Origin of the sequence: Thioclava kandeliae (assembly GCF_040297545.1) — a bacterium.
Taxonomy (GTDB): domain Bacteria; phylum Pseudomonadota; class Alphaproteobacteria; order Rhodobacterales; family Rhodobacteraceae; genus Thioclava; species Thioclava kandeliae.
Genome location: NZ_JAYWLC010000002.1, coordinates 163,965 through 185,627 on the forward strand (window position 1 = coordinate 163,965; position 21,663 = coordinate 185,627).

A 21,663-nucleotide genomic window follows, 5' to 3' on the forward strand; every position below is an offset into this window, starting at 1 on the left:
TCGGTCTTAGGTCTTCGTTAAACAGCCGTCTTCTACTCTCACCCTAGAGTTGAAGCGGAGTTGTGTCGTGCTGGACCAGTCGACTGTTGCGATCGTGCGGGAAAGTTATGCGCTGGCGCTGTCGCGCAGGCCCTGCCTGATGCAGGATTTCTATTTGTTCCTGCTGGCGCGCCACCCCGATCTGGAGCCGCTCTTTCCCCGCTCGCTCGCAAGGCAGGCTGACAAGTTCTCGGGGGCGCTGCAGCTCCTGCTTTCCTATGCCAACGCGCCCGACGATCTGTCGCGGGCGCTGCGCCGGCTCGGGCGGGACCATCAGGGCTATGGGGCGCGGCCCGAGCATTATCCCGCCGTGATCGATGCACTGGTCGAGACATTGGCGATCCAGCTAGGCCGTGACTGGACTGAGTCATATGAAACAGCATGGCGCGGGCTTCTGGGTTTCGTCGGTGCCGAGATGCTGGCTGGTGCGGCCAACGCGGCCGCCTGACCTCCAAGGTGTCGCAACCGCGACTGGCTCTCGCGCGTCGGTGATCGGTTTGTGCCGATCGCACGAGCCCGGCCATACGGGGGCGCACCCGCCGATCCGCGCGCCGGTTGCGATAGTTTATGTCGGCGGTACGGGCTCCGCTTTCGCGGACCACGCCCGATGTTTCGGTTCTCCTCATTGTCTGCTGCAGCGTCAGAACCTTGCTGGTGATCGGCGCAAAAGAAAGTCCCGGTAGAACTGGAAGAAAGATGCGGATCATGCCAATAACGTCCCGGAATACGGGTATGTAGAAGCTGACCGAAGGGAAGAAAAATGGCGGAAGGTTTTGGCAAAGGGTGCCATCTGCATCTGATCGACGGGTCGGCGTTCATCTTCCGAGCCTATCACGCGCTCCCGCCGCTCACGCGCAAATCCGACGGCTTGCCGATCGGGGCGGTCTCGGGCTTCTGCAACATGCTCTTCAAATATGTCGAGGAGGCCAAGGGAAGTGATGCGCCGACCCATGTGGCGGTGATCTTCGACAAGGGCAGCCATACGTTCCGCAATGATCTCTATGACCAGTATAAGGCCAATCGGGATGCCATGCCCGAGGATCTGCGCCCGCAGATCCCGCTGACGCGCACGGCTACCGAGGCGTTCAATATCGCCTGCAAGGAATTGGCGGGCTATGAGGCCGATGACATCATCGCCACTCTCGCGCGTCAGGCACGCGAGGCCGGTGGCCGTGTGACGATCCTTAGCTCCGATAAGGATCTGATGCAGCTGGTGGGCGGCGGTGTCGAGATGCTGGACCCGATGAAGAACGTCCAGATCGGCCCCGACGAGGTCGAGAAGAAATTCGGCGTCACCCCCGATAAGGTTATCGACGTGCAGGCGCTTGCAGGCGATTCGGTCGATAATATTCCGGGCGCTCCGGGGATCGGTATCAAGACGGCGGCGCTCCTGATCAATGAATTCGGTGATCTGGAGACCCTTCTGGAGCGCGCGGGAGAGATCAAGCAGCCCAAGCGCCGCCAGACCCTGATCGACAATGCCGAGCAGATCCGCCTGTCGAAGAAACTGGTGACGCTTGATCCCGAGACGCCTATCGATTTCACGCTGGACGATCTCGAGGTCCGCGATCCCGAGCCAGCGACGCTGATGAAATTCCTCAACGAGATGGAATTCCGCACGCTGACCCGCCGTGTCGCCGAGAAATCCGGCACCACGCCGCCACCCGCGCCAGAGCCCGTGGCGCAAGCCGCGGGCGGGGCCGCCGAGGCGGGGGGGAGCGCAGTGACCCTCCCCGAAGCGGCCCCCTTCACCCCCGAGACCTACGTGCACATCAAGGATGCCGCGACGCTTGCCAAATGGCTTGATCGCGCCCGCGCATGCGGCTGGCTCGCCATCGATACCGAGACCACCTCGCTGGACGAGATGCAGGCCGAACTGGTTGGCGTCTCGCTGGCCATTACCCCCAACGAGGCCGCCTATCTGCCGCTCGGTCATACCGAGGGCGGCGATGATCTCTTCGGCGGTGCCCAGCTTGCGCCCGAACAGATGGACCTCAAGGAGGCGCTCGCGCTTCTCAAGCCCGTGCTGGAAGACCCCTCGATCCTCAAGATCGGGCAGAATATGAAATACGATTTCAAGATCCTCGCCCGCCAGGGCATCCGCATGGCGCCGATCGAGGATACGATGCTGCTGTCCTACTCGCTTCATGCAGGGCTGCATGGCCACGGCATGGACACGCTTTCGGACCGCTACCTCGGCCACCAGCCGATCCCGATCAAGGATCTGATCGGTTCGGGGAAATCCCAGATCACCTTCGACAAGGTGCCCGTCGAGAAGGCCGTGGCCTATGCCGCCGAGGATGCCGATATCACCCTGCGCCTGTGGCAACTGTTCAAGCCGCAGCTCCACACCCAGAAGGCCACCACCATTTACGAGACCGAGGAACGCCCGCTCGTGCCGGTTCTGGCCGATATGGAGATGGCGGGCGTGAAGGTCGATGCCTCGGTGCTGGCGCGCATGTCCAATGTCTTTGCCCAGAAGATGGCCCAGCTTGAGGACGAGATTACTGAGATCGCGGGCCAGAAATTCAATGTGGGTTCGCCCAAACAGCTGGGCGAGATCCTGTTTGACGTGATGGGCGTCGAGGGTGGCAAGAAGGGCAAGACCGGCGCCTATTCGACGGGTGCGGATGTGCTCGAGGACATCACCACGATGGAAGACCGCAACCCCGCAGCCGCCAAGCTGGCCTCGGCGGTGCTGGACTGGCGCGGGATCTCCAAGCTGAAATCGACCTATACGGATGCGCTCCAGACCCATGTGAACGCCCATACGGGCCGCGTGCATACGTCCTATTCCATCGCGGGGGCAAACACGGGACGGCTCGCCTCGACCGACCCGAACCTGCAGAACATCCCCGTTCGCTCCGAAGAGGGCCGCCGCATCCGCGAGGCGTTTGTGGCTCCCGAAGGCCGCCGGATCGTCAGCCTCGATTACAGCCAGATCGAGTTGCGTATCCTCGCCCATGTCGCAGGGATCGAGGCACTGAAACAGGCGTTCCGCGAGGGCGTGGATATTCACGCGATGACCGCGTCGGAGATGTTCAATACGCCGCTCGAGGGTATGGATCCGATGATCCGCCGTCAGGCCAAGGCGATCAATTTCGGCGTCATCTATGGCATCTCGGGCTTCGGCCTCGCGCGCAATCTGCGGATTCCTCGCGCCGAGGCGCAGGGTTTCATCGACCGCTATTTCGAGCGCTTCCCCGGTATCCGTCAATATATGGATGACACCACCGCCTTTGCCAAAGAGCATTCCTATGTGGAAACGCTCTTCGGGCGCCGGATCAACACGCCCGAGATCAATGCCAAAGGTCCGGGGGCGGGCTTTGCCAAACGCGCCGCCATCAACGCGCCCATTCAGGGGGCCGCGGCCGATATCATCCGCCGTGCCATGGTGCGCATGCCCGAGGCGATCAGGGGCATCGATGCGACCATGCTGTTGCAGGTTCATGACGAACTCATCTTCGAGGTGGCCGAGGCCGATGTGGACCGGCTCATCGCCACGGCGCGCGCCGTTATGGAAGGGGCGGCCGAGCCTGCGGTAAAGCTCGACGTTCCGCTGATCGTCGATGCGGGGCAGGGCATGTCCTGGGCCGAAGCGCATTGATCACGCGACCGTGACGCGCGGACCGGCTGTTCATCGGCCGGCCGCGCGCTAGGGTGGGAGCCAAAGGGAGGCCACCTATGCCGCATGATCACCATCACGGTCATTCACATGACCACGGGCACCACCATCACCACCATCTCGACCCCGATAGTGGCGACAAGGCGGTGATCTGGGCGGTGGCGATCAATATGGCGCTGACGGTCGCGCAGGTCGTAGGCGGAGCGCTGGCGGGGTCCATGGCCTTGGTGGCCGACGGGGTGCATAACTTCTCGGATGCGGCGGCGCTGATCCTTGCGTTTGGGGCGCGGCGTCTGGCGCGGCGCGGCCATGACGCGGCCATGACCTTCGGCTGGTCCCGCGCCGAAGTGCTGGCCGCGTTCACCAATTACATCACGCTGATCCTGATCTCGATCTGGCTGGTGGTCGAGGCGGTGGGCCGCATGATCGACCCGCCCGAGGTCGAGGGCTGGACGGTGCTGATCCTCGCGGGGCTGGCGCTGGTGGTCGATCTGGGCACCGCCGCTCTGACCTTCAAACTCTCGAAAGACAGCCTCAATATCCGCGCGGCCTTCCTGCACAATCTGGCCGATGCAGGCGCGTCGGTGGCCGTCATCATAGGCGGCGCGGTCATCCTGATCTGGGACTGGCGCATGGTCGACCCGATCCTGACTGTGCTGATCTCGGTCTTCATCCTGTGGCATATCTTTGGCGATCTCAAACCCGTCACCCGCATCCTGATGCTGGGCGCGCCTGCCGCGCGTGACACCTCCGAGGTCAAGGAGGCGCTCGGCCAGATCGAGGGGGTCGTCGGGGTCCACCATGTCCATCTATGGCAGATCGACGAGAAGCGGACCTCGTGCGAGGCGCATCTGGTGTTGGCGGAGGGCGCGGATTACGCGCAGACCATCGCGCGGGCCAAGGCGATGCTGGTCTCGCGGTTCGGACTGGCCCATGTCACGCTGGAGCCCGAGAGCCCCGCTCTGGGCTGCGCCGATACACAGCCCGCCTGAGACAGAGCGGCCCGAGAGTTACTCGCGCCACGCCTCCTCGATCCACGGGGTAGGTTTCATGAAATGGCGCAGATAGCGGAAGGCCGAGCCCTCGTTGGCCGGACGGTTCGGGAAATTGGCGAGGTGGTCGCGCAGGGTGAACCCCTCGCGCCCCTGCCAGCCGCCCTCGATCGCCGTTTGCGGATAGACCCCGCCCGGGAAGATCACGACCCGCGCATCGGGGTGCTTGCGCGCGGGCAGCATCCAGTTGAGCGGGAAGGTCGGCAGGCATTGATAGCGGAAATGCTGCACCCAGTTTTTCGGGAAGAGGTCGATCCCCCCCGGCGCATTGCGGGTCACGAAACGCTGCTCGTAGACATATTCCTCGGCGACCCCCAGCGGATCAGCGCAGAATTTCTCCTGCAACGGCAGGAGTTTGCCCACGGGGAAGCGGAAGCAGGAGGTCTGGCCCAGCCGTTCGAAAGGTTTGGCGGGGTTGCGTGACAGAACCACGCCATCAGGGTCGCCATAGGTAAAGAGATCATCGAGCGATCCGGTGATTACCAGATCCAGATCGAGAAACAGCACATTCCCTTTCAGGCTGCCCAGCTTCGGCCCCCAGAGGCGCGATTTCGGCCAGATGCCCTTTTTTGTCTTGGGGATCTCGATCGGGATCTCGGGCAGCGGTTCGGTCAGCACCTCGGGGCGGATGCCCTCGGGATTGTCGCAAAAGCAGGTGAAGGTGAAAGGCGGCGTGATATTGCGCGCGACCATGGCATAGAGGCGATTGATGAAGGGAGGCCCATATTTGGTGCCCCAATTGATGCAGATCACCTGTTTGATCATGGCGCTCTAGCCTTTCGCCTTGCGGGGCCGCCCCCGTGCCTTCTTGGGGGCAGGCTCCTCGGAAGGGGCATCCCCGATGATGCGTCTCAGCCATGCCAGCCCGCCTTCGGTGGTCTCGCGTGGTGTGTAACTGGCGCAGACATAGCCCTTATAGCCGGCCGCGTCGAGATGGGCGCATAAACCGGCCAGATCCATGTCATTGGGCTCTTGCCCGTCGGCGCCCGCCAGCCGGATATGGCCGAGCTTTGGCAGATACGGGGTTATTTCGGCCAGTGGATCGCACCCTTGCGCCAGAATGGCCCCGAGATCGGCCGAGAGCGCGAGATTTTTGGCGCCCACCGTTTCCAGCACGCCCGCACAGGCATCCAGATCTGGCAGGGGGCTTTGCGCCCCTTCCGGCCCGATCAGGAAACGGGCCTTGGGATGGGTCTTGCAGGCGGCCTTCAGATTGGCAGCCAGCACACCCAGATCGGCCTCCGGCCCCGCAACCAGCGTCAAAAAGCCGGATTTCAGCACATCGGCCACCCTGAGCGCGCGCTTGAGATCGCGCAGAAAACGGTCTTCCTGTCCCGCCACGCCTGCAAAACCGGGCAGCCCGCCGGTATAATTGGGCGGCGGCGCATCGAGGCCGGTCCAGAAAAGATCGTTCATCACCAGCTGGTAGCGCAGATCCGAGGCGGGCGCATCATAGGGGCTGCGCATCTCGACCGCGTCGAAACCGGCGGATTTGGCGGCAGAGAAACGGGTCATCAGCGGGCGGTCGGAAAACAGATGATCCAGATCGGCTGCAAATTTCGGCATTCAGAGCTCCGCCATGGGGATGATGGGGAAGAATCGGTGTTCCGACCACAACCCTAACCAGTCTTCTTTACCATGTTTCCCGCTTTGCGCGAGGTCAACCAGCCGGTAGAAAGTTTTCCGGTCGATCAGCGCCTCGAGCCCGCGCCGGATATGGATATAGGGCGAGGGCTCGCCCGAAGCGTCGAAGCTTATGCGGATCGGATGTTCAGGCCCTGCGGTGACCTCGTCGCCCACATTGGTGCGAAACCGCAGGCTTTGTGCCTCGCCTGCGCCGACCGCCTCGGCATCCACCGCAACAAAGGGTGCATCCACCACACGGATGCCCACCTTTTCGACGGGCGTGACCAGAAAGTAATCATCGCCCTCGCGTTTCAAAATCGAGGCAAAGAGTTTTACCAGTGGCTCGCGGCCGATGGGTGTGCCAAGATAGAACCAAGTCCCGTCGCGCCGGATCTCGATATCCAGATCGCCACAGAATGGCGGATCCCACAGATGCACCGGCGGCGGCCCCTTTTTTGCTGCCTCCCCGGCCGCGGCCGCGAGGCCATCGGCGCTAGGTGTCTTCACAGGCTTGTGTGTCTCAGTCATGCAGCCTCAAGAATTAGCTATTTGGTTTTGGGGTGTAATCTGGTTTTCTATACCTAATACTTTTCGCGGAGCATTGTCATGACCGAGCCTACAGATCTTGTTGCTGAAATCGAAACGCTTGGCACGAAGCTGATGGAGGCCAAAGCCTCGGTCAACAAGCGCTTCATAGGGCAGGAGAGGGTGGTCGAACTGGTTCTGGCCTCGATGCTGTCGGGGGGGCATGCGCTTTTGATGGGCTTGCCCGGTCTGGGCAAGACGATGCTGGTGGATACGTTGTCTACCGTGATGGGGCTGAAATCGAGCCGCATCCAGTTCACGCCAGATCTGATGCCCGCCGATATTCTGGGCTCCGAGGTGCTCGAGACCGCAGCCGATGGCTCGCGAGCCTTCCGCTTCCTTGAGGGGCCGGTCTTCTGCCAGCTCCTGATGGCTGACGAGATCAACCGCGCGAGCCCGCGCACCCAGTCGGCGCTGTTGCAGGCGATGCAGGAGCAGGAGGTCTCGATTGCTGGCGAGAGCCGTCCGCTGGGGCGTCCGTTCCATGTGCTGGCCACCCAGAACCCGATCGATCAGGAGGGCACCTATCCGCTGCCCGAGGCGCAGCTTGACCGTTTCCTCGTGCAGGTGAATGTGGTCTATCCCGACCGCGCGACCGAGCGCGAGATCCTGCTGGCGACGACGGGGGCCGAAATGGGCGAGGCCCATGAGGTTTTCACCCCCGAGGAGCTTCTCAAGGCGCAGCGCCTCGTGCGGCAGATGCCGGTGGGCGAGAGCGTGGTCGAGATGATCCTCGATCTGGTGCGCGCCTGCCGCCCGAATGAACCCGATGCCTCGGCACTGGTGCAGGACAAGCTCAGCTGGGGTCCGGGCCCGCGGGCGGCACAGGCGCTGATGCTGACGGTGCGCGCACGCGCCCTGATGAACGGGCGTCTGGCGCCCTCGATCGAGGATGTGCTGGCGATGGCCGAACCCATTCTGGTGCACCGTATGGCGCTGAGCTTCTCGGCGCGGGCGCGGGGCGATGACCTGACCAAGATCATTGCAGCCGTGGCCGAAGAGGTGGCCTCGAAAGCCACGAAAGAGGTCGCGGCGTGAGCGCAACCGGCGCCCCTGTAACCGTTCTGGGCCTGCGGCAGGCGGCCGATCAGGAAGCCTCCACCCTGCCGCCCTTGATGCTGGCCGCCGAGCAATTGGCGCGCACGGTGCAGATGGGCTTTCACGGCAAGCGTCGTGCGGGTATGGGCGAGGAATTCTGGCAATACCGCCCGATGCATGCGGGCGACGAGGTGCGCTTTGTGGACTGGCGGCGCTCGGGGCGGTCGGATGCGCAATTCGTGCGTGAACGCGAATGGCAGTTGGCGCAGACGCTGCATCTCTGGGTCGATGATGCGGCCTCTATGCGGTTCACCGGCATGGAAACCGGCCGTGCGGCACGGCCCGAGAAGGGCGCGCGGGCACGGCTTCTGGCGCTGGCGCTGGCAATTTTGTCGGTGCGCTCGGGCGAACGTGTCGGGCTGACCGGAGCACTGGTGAACCCCAAGCCGGGACGCGGGCAGATCATGACCCTGGCGCAGATGATGTCGCAGGCGGGCGAGGTCGATGACTATGGCATCCCCGAGACCTCCGCTGTGCGGGCGCAGTCCAAGGTGGTGTTCCTGTCGGATTTCTTGGGCGACCCGCAGCGGATGGCCGAAAGCCTGCGGCGGTTGTCGGGGCGCGGGGTGACAGGGGTGATGTTGCAGGTGCTTGACCCTGTCGAGGAGGATTTCCCCTTCGATGGCCGCACCATCTTCGAATCCATGTCGGGCAGCCTGCGCCACGAGACCCGCAAGGCGGGTGATCTGCGCGAGCGCTACCGGCTGCGTCTGGCCGAGCGGCGCGACCGTCTGGCGCAGATGGCCCATGCGGCGGGCTGGCAGTTCGGCACCCATCATACGGGCGAGACGGCACAGGCCGCGCTCTTGTGGCTGCATTCGGCACTGGAAAGGGGGCGCTGATGTGGGGTCTTGGACCTGTCGGATTTACCGCGCCGTGGCTTCTTCTGGGGCTGATCGCGCTGCCGGTTCTCTATCTGCTGTTGCGGGCCACGCCGCCCGCGCCGGTGCGCCGCCGCTTTCCGGGGGTGGCGCTTCTGCTGGGCCTTTCGGATGAGGAGGTGCAGGCCGCGCGCACGCCATGGTGGCTGATGGCGCTCAGGATGCTGGCCGTGGCCGCCGCGATCATCGGTTTTGCGGGACCGGTGCTGAACCCCGTGATGTCCGCGCAGGGCACTTCGGGGCCGCTGGTCATCCTGACCGATGGCAGCTGGGCCTCGGCGCGGGACTGGGCGCGTCGTCAGGAGCGGATCTCGCAGGCATTGACGCAGGCGCAGGCCGACGGTCGGCCCGTGGCGCTGATCTCGCTGAGCGATCCCCCGCCCGAGCCGCCGCCTTTTGTGAATGCCGATACGGTGGCGCGGGGGCTTGCGGGTGTGAAGCCCGTGGCATGGGAGCCGCAGGATACTGATCCGGCAAAGATTCTGCCGCAGGGGAATTTCGAGACGCTGTGGATTTCGGACGGGCTCGACCGCCCGGGCCGGGCGCGCCTGACGCAGGCGCTTCAGGCGCGGGGGCCACTGACCGTCTGGCAATCGGGCGCGCCGGTGATTGCGCTGGGGCATGCCAAGATCACCGATGGAGAGGTCGAGGTTCCGCTCAAGACCCAAGCCCCGCTGACCGCGACCATCGAGGTCACGGCCATCGGGCTCGACCCTAACGGGATCGAGCGGGAGCTGGCCCGTGTGCCGGTCGGGATGGCAGGCGTTGCAGGCGTGGCGCGGTTCGATCTGCCGCCCGAGCTGCGCAACCGCGTGAGCCGCTTTGCCGTGGCGGGTATCCGCTCGGCGGGGGCTGTGAGCCTGACCGATGATGCGGTCAAACGGCGCAAGGTGGCGCTGGTCTCGGGGACCAATTCGCAAGAGGGGCTGGAGCTTCTGGACCCGGCGCATTACCTGCGCGAGGCGCTTGAGCCCACTGCGGATCTGATCGAGGGCACGCTGGATGACGTGCTGGTGGCCAATCCCGATGTGATCATTCTGGCCGATGTGGCCGAGATCTCCGCGCCCGACCGTCTGGCGGAATGGGTGGAGGAAGGGGGCCTTCTGGTGCGCTTTGCCGGTCCGCATATGGCTGCGGCCGATCTGAGCAACGATCCCCTGCTGCCGGTGCATCTGCGGGCGGGCGGGCGCTCGATCGGGGGCACCATGAGCTGGGGCCAGCCGCGCGCGCTTGCGCCATTTCCGGCGGGCTCGCCCTTCGAGGGGCTGACCGTGCCGCCTGATGTCACCGTGAAGGCACAGGTGATGGCCGACCCCTCTCCCGATCTGGCCGATCGCACGATTGCGGGGCTGGCCGATGGCACGCCTCTGGTGACGCGCTCCGAGCTGGGTGACGGGCAGATCGTGCTCTTCCATGTGGCGGCCGATGCCGAATGGTCGACGCTGCCGCTTTCGGGGCTGTTCCCGCAAATGCTTGAACGGCTTGCGATTTCCAGCCGCCCCGCGCAGCCCGATCCGGGGGAGCTGGCGGGCACCACATGGGTGCCGCAAAAGCTGATCGACGGGTTCGGGCGGTTGTCGACCGCAGAGAATGCCGGCGGTGTGGCGGGCGAGAAACTGGCGGAAGGACCTGCTGGACCGGATCTGAAACCGGGCCTCTATACCGCCGATGACCGTGCGATTGCGCTCAATGCGGTGGCGCCCGACAGGGTGCTCAAGCCCGCGCTATGGGCCGCTGACATTCCCGTGGAGGGAGCGCAGACACAGGAGGCACGGCCGTTGAAAGGTGTGATACTGGGGCTGGCCCTGCTGGCGCTTCTCGTGGATATTCTGGCCTCGCTTTTCGTGTCTGGCAGGCTTTCAGGGCCGCGGGCGCAGCGTCTGGCGGGCATTGCGATCGTGGCGCTGGCGGTGGGGCTGATGGCGCCCGATGCGCGGGCACAGGAGGAAAAGATGCCGGTGGACCGTGCCATCGAGGCCGCGTCCAATGTGGTGCTGGCCCATGTGGTGACGGGCGATGCCGAGGTCGACCGGATCGCGCAGGCGGGGCTTCAGGGGCTGTCGGATACGCTTTTTGCGCGTACCACGGTCGAGCCTTCGACGCCGATGGCGCTGAACCTCGAAACCGATGATCTGGCGCTGTTTACCTTCATCTACTGGCCCGTGACGGCTGACGAGCCCGCACCCAGCCCCCAGGCCTATGCGAAACTCAACCGGTTTCTGCGCGGCGGCGGCATGATCCTGTTCGATACGCGCGATGCAAATATGGCGGGGATGGGCAACTCGCCCGAGGGGCAGCGGCTGAAGGCGCTGGCCGCGCCGCTCGATATTCCGCCGCTCACGCAGATCCCGCCCGATCATGTGCTGACGCGGACCTTCTATCTCCTGAACAGTTTCCCCGGCCGATATGACGGGCCGATCTGGGTCGAGGCGGCCAATCCGCAGGCGGCGCAGGCCGAGGGAATGCCGTTCCGCGACCTCAATGACGGCGTGACGCCGGTGGTCATCGGCGGCAACGATTGGGCGGGGGCCTGGGCGGTGGATGCACGCGGCGCGCCGATGCTGCCGGTGGGACGCGGGATGGGCGGAGAGCGCCAGCGCGAGATGGCGTTGCGGTTCGGGGTGAACCTCATCATGCACGTGCTCACCGGCAATTATAAATCCGATCAGGTGCATGTGCCCGCACTTCTGGAAAGGCTCGGTCAGTAATGAACACCCTCTCGGTGATCTGGGCGCCTCTGGTGCCATGGGAAATTCTGGCCATTGCGGGCGCGATCTGCGTAGTCCTTCTGGGCTTTGCGGTCTGGCGGGGCCTGCGCGGCTGGATCCTGCGCGGTCTGGCGCTCGGCGTGATCCTGTTGGCCATTGCCCAGCCCTCGATCCAGACGGAGGAGGGCAAGAGCCTCTCGGATATCGTCTTCCTGCTCGATGACCGCTCGTCGAGCCAGAAACTCTCGGATCGGGCCGAGCAGACCGATGAGGCCGTGGCGAACCTCACCCGCCAGATCGAGGCGCGGCCCAATACCGAGTTGCGCCGGATCACGGTGGGCGATGCGCCCGATAATGCCGGATCGCTTCTGGGCTCGGCCATGGCCGAGGCCTTGGCTGCCGAGCCGCGTGCGCGGGTGGCGGGGGCACTGATGGTCACCGACGGGCAGGCGCATGACGCGGCCCTGATGCCCGATCTGCCCGCGCCCCTTCAGGTGCTGCTGACGGGCCATAAAACCGATTGGGACCGCCGTCTGGTGATCCAGTCCGCGCCGAGTTTCGGGATCATCGGCGAGCCGGTCTCGATCCGGCTGAAGGTCGAGGATATGGGGCAGGTGCCCGCGGATGCGCCCAAGACTGCCGAGCTGAAGATCGCCATCGACGGCGCTGCGCCGCAGAGCTATCAGGTCAATGTGGGCGAGGATCTGGAACTGCCGCTGACGCTCGATCATGGCGGGCAGAATGTGGTGCAATTCTCGCTGACGCCGGTCGCGGGCGAGCTGACCGACCGCAATAATGACGCCGTGGTGCAGATGAACGGGGTGCGTGACAGGCTGCGCGTGCTTCTGGTCTCGGGCGAGCCGCATGCGGGCGAGCGCACATGGCGCAACCTGCTGAAATCGGATGCGGCGGTCGATTTGGTGCATTTCACCATCCTGCGTCCGCCCGAAAAGCAGGACGGGGTGCCGGTGTCGGAACTGTCGCTGATCGCCTTCCCGACGCGGGAGCTGTTTGTCGAGAAGATCCATGAGTTCGATCTGATCATCTTCGACCGTTATGCGGCGCGGGGGATCCTGCCGCAGGGCTATTTTGCCAATATCGCGCAATATGTGCGTGATGGCGGTGCGGTGCTGGTTTCGGCGGGGCCGGAATTCGCCACCGTCGAGAGCCTCTGGCAGACGCCGTTGAAAGATATCCTTCCGGCACGTCCCACGGGGAGGGTCTTCTCGGAAAGCTACCTGCCGCGCCCGACCGAGCTGGGGCTGCGCCATCCGGTGACGGCAGGGCTGACGGGGGCACCGCCAGTGGATCCGTCCAAGGATGGCGAGGCACCGCATTGGGGCCATTGGCTGCGCCAGATCGAGCTGGGTGATGTGACCGGCGAGACGGTGATGACCGGTGCCGAGGGCTCGCCCTTGCTGGTGATGAGCCGCGAGGGCAAGGGGCGCGTGGCGCTTCTGGCTTCCGATCAGGCATGGCTGTGGGATCGCGGCTATGATGGCGGCGGGCCGCAGCTGGAGCTGCTGCGCCGGATCGCGCATTGGGAAATGAAGGAGCCCGAGCTGGAGGAAGAGGCGCTCTTTGCCGAGGTCCAGCCCGGATCACTGGGCTTTACCATCGTGCGCCGGAGCATGGCCAAAGAGGCGGGGCCCGTGACCATCACCGGCCCCGATGGCACCAGCACGACAGTTGCGCTGCGGGAGACCGCACCGGGGCGCTTTACCGCGCAATGGACTGCGCCCGAGGCAGGGCTTTACCGGTTGAAACAGGGCGATCTGGAGCGGGTCGTGGCGCTGGGTCCGGCGAGCCCGCGCGAATACGAGCATACCATCGCCTCGGGCGATGTGCTGGCGCTGGCGGTGGCGGGCTCGAACGGCGGCGTGACACGGCTCGAGGATGGCATTCCGCAGATCCGCACCGTGCGCGAGGGGCGGCCCTCGGCGGGCACCGGCTGGATCGGGATCACGCCGCGTGGGGCCTCGGAAGTGGCCGATATCCGCGTGATGCCGGTGCTGCCGCCTTGGGCATGGCTGGTGCTGGCGGCGCTGCTGAGCATCGGGGCATGGCTCTGGGAAGGGCGGGGCAGGCGGCGCAGGGCCTGAGCGGATTTCGGGACAAACATGATCTCGGTCAAAGTGCTCACCTTCCGGTGAGGGTAGATGATCGTTATATTATGATGATGATCCATCCCGGGACGAGCGATGTTCACACTTACTAACCTTATCAAAACGGTGCTCGGTCTGGCGGGCGCGCTGGTGTTTTTCCTGATCGGAAGCTGGGCGGCGCAGGCGCTTTACACCGTGGGCGGCGATGTGGAGACCGCGGGCATGTCGGATGCACCTGGCGGGTTGATCGGCGGCGAGGCGGCCGCCCCTGCAGCGCCTGTAGAGGTGATCGCGATGGGCGCGGGGGATCCTGCCGCAGGGGCCAAGGTGTTCAACAAATGCAAGGCCTGCCACAAGGTGAATGGCACCAATGGCGTTGGTCCGCATCTGGATGGTGTGGTGAACCGCCCCGTGGGCTCGGCGGAGGGCTTCAACTACTCGGCGGCTCTGCAAAACCACGGGGGGAGCTGGGATTACGCGGCACTTGATGCGTGGCTGAGCGACCCCAAAGCCTATGCGCCGGGCAACAAGATGACCTTCGCGGGGCTGAAAAAAGCGGAAGACCGCGCCAATGTGGTCGCCTATCTCGAAAGTCTTCAATAAGCCGACGCACCATAGTTCCGAAGGGCCGCATCCCACGCGGCCCTTTTTTCATGCCCCTGCTTCACAATTTTGCTGTTTGACAGGGAAAATCATGATTTCACAGGCCTTTCACAGAGAAGCAACTTGATAGCAGCCCGTTCCGCCCTTTACCTATATTCAAGGGAAATCACGCAAAGGGGATAGGAATGCCGGAACGGACGAGGGCCTATGCGCAGCCGAAGGGAATGCGGCGGTATCTGATGCCTTTCGCCATGATGGCGGCCTTGGGGACACCCGCAGTCGCACAAGATGTGGCAGGTGAGGTGAGCGAGGCGCAGGAGGGCGGCCAGACAGTGATCTCGGCCTATGGCATCTCGACCCTGAACGACCTGAAATATCCGGCGGATTTCAAACATCTGGACTATGTGAACCCCGGTGCACCCAAGGGCGGCGAGATCTCGGAATGGACCACGGGATCGTTCGATAACTACAATCCCTATTCCATTCAGGGCCGTGCGGCAGCGTTGTCTTCGGCGCCGCAGGAAAGCATCCTTGCGACGACTGCCGATACCGTGGGGCAGGCCTATTGCCTGATGTGCACCACGATGGACTATCCCGAGAGCAAGGATTGGGTGACCTTCCATCTGCGTGAGGGCATCACCTTCTCGGATGGCACGCCGATGAGCGCCCGAGATATCCTCTTCTCCTACGAGCAGCTGCGTGATTACGGGCTGTCGAGCTTCCGTCAGGTGCTGGAGCAACAGGTGGCGAAGGCCGAGGTGATTGATGACAAGACGATCAAATTCACCTTCACCCCCGATGCGCCGCGCCGTGATATCATCCAGCTAGTGGGCGGGCTGCCGGTCTTTGAACAAAAGCAGTTCGAGCGGCTGGGTCTGACGCTCGACAAGACCTTCCCAGAGGCGCTGGTGGGCACCGGCCCCTACATGTATGACAGCGACAAGAACAACCGCACGATCACATGGAAGCGCAATCCCGACTATTGGGGCGAGGATCTGCCGATCAATGTGGGGCGCAGCAATTTCGACAAGCTGCGCATCGAGTATTTCGGCGATTACAACGCGGCATTCGAGGCGTTCAAGGCGGGGATCTATACCTTCCGCAACGAGGCGTCGTCCAATACATGGGCCACGGGCTATACCTTCCCTGCCGTCGAGAACGGGCAGGTGATCAAGACCGAGCTACCCAATGGCAATGTGGCCTCGGGTCAGGCGTTCCTGCTGAACATGCGCCATCCGGTCTTTGAAGACCCGAAAGTGCGCGAGGCCGTGGGGCTTGCCTTCAATTTCGAATGGTCGAACAAAACGCCGTTCTACGGGCTCTACGAACGGGTGAATTCGATCTGGGAGAACTCGTCTCTGGAGGCGACCGGCAAACCCTCGCCCGAAGAGCTGAAGATCCTCGAACCGTTGAAGGCCGATCTGCCCGAAGGCGTGCTTACCGATGATGCGGTGATGGCGCCGGTCTCGGGGGATCGCCCGCTCGATCGTAAGAACCTGCGCAAGGCCGCCAAGCTCCTTGAGGAAGCGGGCTGGATCGTGGGCGATGACGGGCTGCGCCGCAAGGATGGCAAGGTGCTGCATATTGATATTCTCAATGACAGCCAGAGCTTCGACCGGATCATCAACCCCTATATCGAGAACCTCAAACAGCTGGGGATCGAGGCGGTCAACGAGCGGGTCGACGATGCGCAATATGAAAACCGCCGCCGCAGCCATGATTATGACATGATCACCGGACAGGTGGGGCAGGATCTGCTGCCGGGCTCGGGGCTACAGCAGTATTTCGGCTCTAAATCCACAGGCGATGTGTTCAACGGGATGGGCCTTGCTAATCCGGCGGTTGACAAGCTGATCACGCTGGTCGAGCAGGCGCAGACCGAGGACGAGCTGACCACCCGCGTCCATGCGCTGGACCGCGTGCTGCGGGCGATCCGCTTCTGGGTGCCTCAATGGTACAAGAACACTTATACGGTCGCTTATTATGATATGTATGACCACCCCGAGACCCTGCCGCCCTATTCGCTGGGCGAGATGGATTTCTGGTGGTATGACGCCGCAAAAGCAGAAAAACTGAAGGCCTCCGGCGCGCTGTAACGCGGGTCGGGGCACGGGCAGAAAGGGGCGAGGCCACTTATGGGCGCCTATATCCTGAAGCGGTTGCTTCTCGTGATACCGACACTTCTCGGGATCATGATCGTGAACTTCACCCTGACGCAATTTGTGCCCGGTGGCCCGATCGAGCAGATCCTCGCGCGGGTCGAGGGATCGGGCGATAGCATGCGCAACCTCACGGGCGGCGGCGATGCCGGTGCCGGTCAGGGGGGCGTAGAAGAGGGCGGCTATCAGGGTGCGCGGGGCATCTCGCCACAGCAGCTTGCCCAGCTCGAGGTGCAGATGGGCTTCTCGCGCATCGTCTGTGATGCGAGCCATCAGGGCGAGCCTACCATCGGCGCCCCCGGCTGCACCACCGAGAAAATCGGCGCGGTCGAGCGGTTCTTCATCATGATGGGCCATTATCTGACCTTCGATTTCGGCAAGAGCTATTTCCACAACGAGACCGTGATGCAGCTGATCATGGAGAAGATGCCGGTCTCGATCACGCTGGGGCTCTGGTCGACGCTTCTGGCCTATCTGATCTCGATCCCGCTGGGCATCCGCAAGGCGGTGCGCGATGGCACGTCCTTCGACACATGGACCTCGGCGGTGATCGTGGTGGCCTATGCCATTCCGGGGTTCCTGTTTGCGGTGCTTCTGCTGGTGCTATTCGTCTCGGGTAACTGCTTCCATATCCCGTTTGTCCCCGAAAGCTGGAACCCGACCTGTTACAGGCTGTTCCCGTTGCGCGGCCTGACCTCGGATAATTTCGATGCGCTGAGCACCTTGGGCAAGGCCAAGGATTACCTCTGGCATATCGTGCTGCCGATTACGGCAATCACGATCTCCAGCTTCGCCACGCTGACGCTTCTGACCAAGAACTCCTTCCTCGACGAGATCAACAAGCAATATGTCGTTACCGCCCGCGCCAAGGGCCTGACCGAACATCGCGTGCTTTACGGCCATGTGTTCCGCAATGCGATGCTGATCGTGATCGCGGGCTTTCCGGCGACCTTCCTTGGCGTGTTCTTCGGCTCCTCGATCATCGTGGAGACGATCTTCTCGCTTGATGGCTTGGGGCTTCTGGGCTTTCAGGCGGCGGTCGAGCGCAATTATCCGGTGATCTTCGGCACGCTCTATGTCTTCGGGCTGATCTCGCTGGTCGTGGGGATCCTGTCGGACCTGATGTATGTCTTTGTCGATCCACGGATCGATTTCGAGAAGAGGGGTGGCTGAGATGGCTCTCTCTCCGCTGAACCAGCGCCGCTGGGCCAATTTCAAGGCCAACCGTCGGGCGCTCTGGTCGCTGATCATCTTCACGGTGCTCTTTATCGCCTCGCTCTTTGCCGAGGTGCTGGCCAATGACAAACCGATCGTGGTGAACTATCAGGGGCATTACTATTTCCCCGCCTATAAGTTCTATCCCGAGACGGCCTTTGGCGGCGATTTCCGCACCGAGGCCGTTTACCGCGAGCCCGAGGTGCAATGCCTGATTGTCACGGGCGGCAACGAGGCCTGCTGGGATGACCCTGACGCCTATATGAAAGAGGCGCAGGAGAAGGGCACCGTTGATGGCGAGAAGGTCGATACTGGTTGGATGATCTGGCCGCCGATCCGGTATAATTACCGCACGATCTCCAACGATGCCCCTGCGTTCTCGCCCCCCGATGGCGAGCACTGGCTGGGCACTGACAATACTGCCCATGACGTCCTGGCGCGGGTGATCTACGGCTTCCGCACCTCGATCCTGTTCACGCTGATCGTCACCGGCGTGGGCTCGCTGATCGGGATCGCGGCGGGGGCGGTGCAGGGCTATTTCGGCGGCAAGGTCGATATTGTCTTCCAGCGGCTTCTGGAGATCTGGGCCTCGACGCCCTCGCTCTATGTCATCATCATCCTCTTCGCCATTCTGGGGCGGAGCTTCTGGCTTCTGGTCTTTGTCTCGATCCTCTTCGGCTGGCCCGCCTTGGTGGGGGTGGTGCGCGCCGAGTTCCTGCGGGCACGGAACTTCGAATATGTGCGCGCCGCGCGCGCCTTGGGCGTGACAGATGGCACCATCATGCGCCGCCATATCCTGCCCAATGCGATGGTCGCGACGCTGACCATGCTGCCCTTCGTGGTGACCGCGACAATCTCGATGCTGGCATCGCTCGATTACCTTGGCTACGGGCTGCCCTCTTCGGCGCCCTCGCTGGGCGAACTCGCGCAGCAGGGCAAGGAGAACCTGCAGGCCCCTTGGCTCGGACTCTCGGCCTTCTTCACATTCGCGGCCATGCTGTCACTTCTGATCTTCATCTTCGAGGGTGTGCGTGATGCCTTCGACCCGCGCAAGGTGTTCCAATGACCACGATCCTCGATGTCAAAGACCTCAAGATCAGCTTCGGTCGCGGGCCGGAGGTGGTGAAAGGCGTAAGCTTCACCGTGGCCGAGGGAGAGACCGTGGCGCTGGTGGGCGAGAGTGGTTCGGGCAAGTCGATCACCGCGCTGTCCTCGGTGCAGCTTCTGGGGCCGAATGCCCATCTGACAGGGTCTGTGCGCTATAAGGGCCAAGAGATGGTGGGCGCGCCCGAGCGCCTTCTGCGCAAGGTGCGCGGCAATGACATCAGCTTCATCTTTCAGGAGCCGATGACCTCGCTCAACCCGCTCCATACGCTGGAAAAACAGCTGGGCGAGAGCTTGGCGTTGCATCAGGGGGTGCGGGGCGCGCAAGCCAAGGCGCGGATCATCGAGCTTTTGGATAAGGTCGGTATCCCCGACCCCGAGAGCCGTCTGGCCGATTATCCGCACCAGCTCTCGGGCGGGCAGCGCCAGCGGGTGATGATCGCGATGGCACTGGCCAATGGGCCGGATCTGCTGATTGCAGATGAGCCGACCACCGCGCTTGATGTGACGATCGAGGCGCAGATCCTCGAACTGCTTGCGGATCTGAAACGCGATATGGGGATGAGCCTTCTGTTCATCAGCCATGATCTGGGCGTGGTGCGCCGCATCGCCGACCGTGTCTGCGTGATGCAGAATGGCGAGATCGTCGAGCAGGGGACGGCCGAGGAGATCTTCGCTAATCCTCAGCACGCCTATACGCGCAAGCTTCTGGCGGCCGAACCCAAAGGCACTGCCGAGCCTGTGCCCGAAGGTGCGCCCGAGCTGGTGCGCACCGAGGATCTCAAGATCTGGTTTCCGGTCAAGCGCGGGCTTTTGCGCAAGGTCACCGGCCATGTGAAGGCCGTCAATGGCGCATCGCTTTCGGTGCGGGCAGGGGAAACCTTGGGCATTGTGGGCGAGTCGGGCTCGGGCAAGACCACGCTGGCATTGGCCATCATGCGGCTGATCGAGAGCGATGGGCCGATCATCTATGCGGGCGAGAATATCGCCGCATGGGAAGGCAAGCGCCTGCGGGCGCTGCGCCGCGACATGCAGATCGTGTTCCAGGATCCGTTCGGCTCGCTCAGCCCGCGGATGACCGTCGAGCAGATCATCGCCGAGGGGCTGACCGTGCACGGGGTCGAGCCTGGTCGTGACCGCACCGAGATGGTGGCCGAGATCATGACCGAGGTCGGTCTGCCCCCCGAAGCGATGCATCGCTATCCGCATGAGTTCTCGGGCGGGCAGCGCCAGAGGATCGCCATTGCGCGCGCCATGATCCTGCGCCCCAAGGTGGTGGTGCTCGACGAGCCGACCTCGGCACTCGACATGACGGTGCAGGTGCAGATCGTCGACCTTTTGCGCGATCTACAGCGCAAGCACGGGCTGGCCTATCTTTTCATTAGTCACGATTTACGGGTGGTTAGGGCCTTGAGTCATAAGGTGATGGTGATGAAACGCGGCGAAGTGGTCGAGCAGGGGCGAGCGGAGGATGTCTTCGCCAACCCGAAATCCGGCTATACCCGCAACCTTATGGCCGCAGCCCTCGGAGAGACTGTTTGAAAATCCTCTTTGTCCACCAGAACTTTCCGGGCCAGTTTCCGCATCTGGCCCCGGCCTTGCAGGCGCGTGGACATGAGGTGACGGCCCTGACGGCGGAAAAGAACAACCGCCCCTCGCCGGTGAGAGTGGTCAAATACCGTGAACCGCAAGAGATCACATTGTCCTCGCGGCTGACCCGCATGTATGCGCAGGTCTCCGAACGCGGGTTGCGAGCGGCACGGGCCGCGCGCCAGATGCGCCGCGATCATGGCTACGTGCCGGATGTGATCTTCGGCCATCCCGGCTGGGGCGAGACGCTCTATCTGCGCGAGATATGGCCCGAGGCGCGGCTGCTGGTCTATGGTGAGTTGATGTATCGGACAACGGGGCTCGATACCGATTTCGACCCCGAATTCGCCCGCGACGGGTTCGACAGCCGGATCTCGACGGTGGCACGCTCTGCCCATCTGATCCAGACTATCGCCCAGGCGGATGCCGCCCTCTGTCCGACGCAATTCCAGGCCGATACCTTTCAACCCGAATTCCGTTCCAAGATTACGGTCTGTCATGATGGGGTGGATACCGACAGGCTCTGTCCGGACCCGTATGCTGTCTTCGAGATCCCCGAAAAGGGGGTGAGCTTCCGGCCGGGGGATGAGGTGATCACCTTCGTGAACCGCTCGCTCGAACCTTACCGCGGGTATCACAGCTTCATGCGGGCGCTGCCCGATGTGCTGGCGGCGCGGCCCCAAGCGCATGTGCTGATCGTCGGCGAGGAGGGGCAGAGCTATGGTGCGGCGCCAACAGACGGGATCAGCTGGAAGGAACGCTACCTGAACGAGGTGCGCGACCGGCTGGATCTGGCGCGTGTGCATTTTCTGGGCCGCATCCCCTATGACAGATATATCAAGATGTTACAGGTCAGTCGCGTGCATGCCTATCTGACCTATCCCTTCGTCCTGAGTTGGTCGCTGATGGAAAGCATGAGCGTGGGCTGTCATGTTATCGGCTCGGATACTGCGCCTGTGCGGGAGATGATCCGCCATGGCGAGACCGGCCATCTGGTTGATTTCTTCGATATCAAGGGCTGGTCCGCACGGCTGACCGAGGCGCTTTCCTCGTCCGAAAGATTCATTCCGCAACGGGTGGCCGCGCGCCGCGCGATGGTGGAGCGCTATGATCTCAAACGCTACTGCCTGCCGAGACTGGTGGAGTTCGTCGAGACGGCTGGACAGGGGCCGGATCGCGCGCTTCCAGCGTCCTGAAATATCCCGGGGGGGCCGAATTGCAGCGGGGCATTGAGCCCCGCCGCAATTCGGTCGGGGGCAGAGCCCCCTCCAGC

16 protein-coding genes are annotated in these 21,663 nt (G+C 63.3%); 13 read left to right on the forward strand and 3 right to left on the reverse strand.

Annotated features, from left to right (window positions below):
- The first annotated feature begins 67 nt into the window (after positions 1 to 67).
- From VSX56_RS03475 to VSX56_RS03485, 3 genes are all read left to right on the forward strand, one after another.
- Positions 68 to 487, forward strand: a complete 420-nt coding sequence (locus VSX56_RS03475) for a globin domain-containing protein (RefSeq protein ID WP_350934867.1) — start codon at positions 68 to 70, stop codon at positions 485 to 487.
- A 312-nt stretch (positions 488 to 799) separates the two neighbouring features.
- On the forward strand, positions 800 to 3,646 hold the full coding sequence (polA, locus tag VSX56_RS03480; protein ID WP_350934869.1) for a DNA polymerase I: 2,847 nt from the start codon (positions 800 to 802) through the stop codon (positions 3,644 to 3,646).
- A gap of 77 nt (positions 3,647 to 3,723) precedes the next feature.
- Positions 3,724 to 4,656 carry a cation diffusion facilitator family transporter gene (locus tag VSX56_RS03485; protein ID WP_350934872.1) on the forward strand — a complete coding sequence of 311 codons (933 nt, stop codon included), beginning with the start codon at positions 3,724 to 3,726 and terminating at the stop codon, positions 4,654 to 4,656.
- Positions 4,657 to 4,674: 18 nt separating this feature from the next.
- Here VSX56_RS03485 and VSX56_RS03490 read toward each other — a convergent pair whose 3' ends face one another.
- From VSX56_RS03490 to VSX56_RS03500, 3 genes are read right to left on the reverse strand one after another with little or no spacing between them, the layout of a single operon-like run.
- Positions 4,675 to 5,481, reverse strand: coding sequence for a glycosyl transferase (locus tag VSX56_RS03490; RefSeq protein ID WP_339113561.1), 807 nt, complete (start codon positions 5,479 to 5,481; stop codon positions 4,675 to 4,677).
- A gap of 6 nt (positions 5,482 to 5,487) precedes the next feature.
- Positions 5,488 to 6,282 carry a TIM barrel protein gene (locus tag VSX56_RS03495; RefSeq protein ID WP_350934875.1) on the reverse strand — a complete coding sequence of 265 codons (795 nt, stop codon included), beginning with the start codon at positions 6,280 to 6,282 and terminating at the stop codon, positions 5,488 to 5,490.
- Entirely contained in the window at positions 6,283 to 6,870 is a 588-nt protein-coding gene (locus tag VSX56_RS03500) for a DUF1285 domain-containing protein (protein ID WP_350934877.1), read from the reverse strand.
- 78 nt (positions 6,871 to 6,948) lie between these two features.
- Here VSX56_RS03500 and VSX56_RS03505 point away from each other — a divergent pair, with 78 nt between their 5' ends.
- The 10 genes from VSX56_RS03505 to VSX56_RS03550 all read left to right on the forward strand — a co-directional run bounded on the left by VSX56_RS03505 (position 6,949) and on the right by VSX56_RS03550 (position 21,586).
- The gene (locus tag VSX56_RS03505) at positions 6,949 to 7,965 is read left to right on the forward strand and encodes an AAA family ATPase (protein WP_350934880.1); all 1,017 of its coding nucleotides are present in this window, start codon (positions 6,949 to 6,951) and stop codon (positions 7,963 to 7,965) included.
- A complete protein-coding gene (locus VSX56_RS03510; protein WP_434096003.1) occupies positions 7,962 to 8,867 on the forward strand; it encodes a DUF58 domain-containing protein in 906 nt (301 codons plus the stop codon). The genes VSX56_RS03505 and VSX56_RS03510 overlap by 4 nt, the downstream gene beginning before the upstream one ends.
- The gene (locus VSX56_RS03515) at positions 8,867 to 11,614 is read left to right on the forward strand and encodes a DUF4159 domain-containing protein (protein ID WP_350934882.1); all 2,748 of its coding nucleotides are present in this window, start codon (positions 8,867 to 8,869) and stop codon (positions 11,612 to 11,614) included. Before VSX56_RS03510 ends, VSX56_RS03515 begins: the two co-directional genes overlap by 1 nt.
- A complete protein-coding gene (locus VSX56_RS03520) occupies positions 11,614 to 13,716 on the forward strand; it encodes a hypothetical protein (protein ID WP_350934884.1) in 2,103 nt (700 codons plus the stop codon). The genes VSX56_RS03515 and VSX56_RS03520 overlap by 1 nt, the downstream gene beginning before the upstream one ends.
- A 99-nt stretch (positions 13,717 to 13,815) precedes the next feature.
- Entirely contained in the window at positions 13,816 to 14,322 is a 507-nt protein-coding gene (locus tag VSX56_RS03525; protein ID WP_350934886.1) for a c-type cytochrome, read from the forward strand.
- A 185-nt stretch (positions 14,323 to 14,507) separates the two neighbouring features.
- Positions 14,508 to 16,418: an extracellular solute-binding protein gene (locus VSX56_RS03530; RefSeq protein ID WP_350934889.1), complete on the forward strand. Its 1,911-nt coding sequence runs from the start codon at positions 14,508 to 14,510 to the stop codon at positions 16,416 to 16,418.
- 39 nt (positions 16,419 to 16,457) lie between these two features.
- Complete coding sequence (locus VSX56_RS03535; RefSeq protein WP_339113553.1) at positions 16,458 to 17,654, forward strand: microcin C ABC transporter permease YejB; 1,197 nt, start codon at positions 16,458 to 16,460, stop codon at positions 17,652 to 17,654.
- Position 17,655: 1 nt separating this feature from the next.
- Positions 17,656 to 18,762, forward strand: a complete 1,107-nt coding sequence (locus VSX56_RS03540; protein WP_339113552.1) for an ABC transporter permease — start codon at positions 17,656 to 17,658, stop codon at positions 18,760 to 18,762.
- Positions 18,759 to 20,342 (forward strand): ABC transporter ATP-binding protein, encoded by a 1,584-nt coding sequence (locus VSX56_RS03545; RefSeq protein ID WP_350934892.1) that lies wholly within the window; start codon positions 18,759 to 18,761, stop codon positions 20,340 to 20,342. The genes VSX56_RS03540 and VSX56_RS03545 overlap by 4 nt, the downstream gene beginning before the upstream one ends.
- Complete coding sequence (locus VSX56_RS03550; protein WP_350934894.1) at positions 20,339 to 21,586, forward strand: glycosyltransferase; 1,248 nt, start codon at positions 20,339 to 20,341, stop codon at positions 21,584 to 21,586. The genes VSX56_RS03545 and VSX56_RS03550 overlap by 4 nt, the downstream gene beginning before the upstream one ends.
- The last annotated feature ends 77 nt before the right edge of the window (positions 21,587 to 21,663 follow it).

What these genes read in the sequence shown, in the direction of transcription:
- VSX56_RS03530 (WP_350934889.1), top strand. Translation starts at nt 14,508, where the DNA reads ATGCCGGAACGGACGAGGGCCTATGCGCAGCCGAAGGGAATGCGGCGG.
- VSX56_RS03495 (WP_350934875.1), bottom strand. Translation starts at nt 6,282, where the DNA reads ATGCCGAAATTTGCAGCCGATCTGGATCATCTGTTTTCCGACCGCCCG.
- VSX56_RS03505 (WP_350934880.1), top strand. Translation starts at nt 6,949, where the DNA reads ATGACCGAGCCTACAGATCTTGTTGCTGAAATCGAAACGCTTGGCACG.
- VSX56_RS03540 (WP_339113552.1), top strand. Translation starts at nt 17,656, where the DNA reads ATGGCTCTCTCTCCGCTGAACCAGCGCCGCTGGGCCAATTTCAAGGCC.
- VSX56_RS03490 (WP_339113561.1), bottom strand. Translation starts at nt 5,481, where the DNA reads ATGATCAAACAGGTGATCTGCATCAATTGGGGCACCAAATATGGGCCT.
- VSX56_RS03485 (WP_350934872.1), top strand. Translation starts at nt 3,724, where the DNA reads ATGCCGCATGATCACCATCACGGTCATTCACATGACCACGGGCACCAC.
- polA (WP_350934869.1), top strand. Translation starts at nt 800, where the DNA reads ATGGCGGAAGGTTTTGGCAAAGGGTGCCATCTGCATCTGATCGACGGG.
- VSX56_RS03525 (WP_350934886.1), top strand. Translation starts at nt 13,816, where the DNA reads ATGTTCACACTTACTAACCTTATCAAAACGGTGCTCGGTCTGGCGGGC.
- VSX56_RS03535 (WP_339113553.1), top strand. Translation starts at nt 16,458, where the DNA reads ATGGGCGCCTATATCCTGAAGCGGTTGCTTCTCGTGATACCGACACTT.
- VSX56_RS03500 (WP_350934877.1), bottom strand. Translation starts at nt 6,870, where the DNA reads ATGACTGAGACACACAAGCCTGTGAAGACACCTAGCGCCGATGGCCTC.
- VSX56_RS03520 (WP_350934884.1), top strand. Translation starts at nt 11,614, where the DNA reads ATGAACACCCTCTCGGTGATCTGGGCGCCTCTGGTGCCATGGGAAATT.
- VSX56_RS03545 (WP_350934892.1), top strand. Translation starts at nt 18,759, where the DNA reads ATGACCACGATCCTCGATGTCAAAGACCTCAAGATCAGCTTCGGTCGC.
- VSX56_RS03515 (WP_350934882.1), top strand. Translation starts at nt 8,867, where the DNA reads ATGTGGGGTCTTGGACCTGTCGGATTTACCGCGCCGTGGCTTCTTCTG.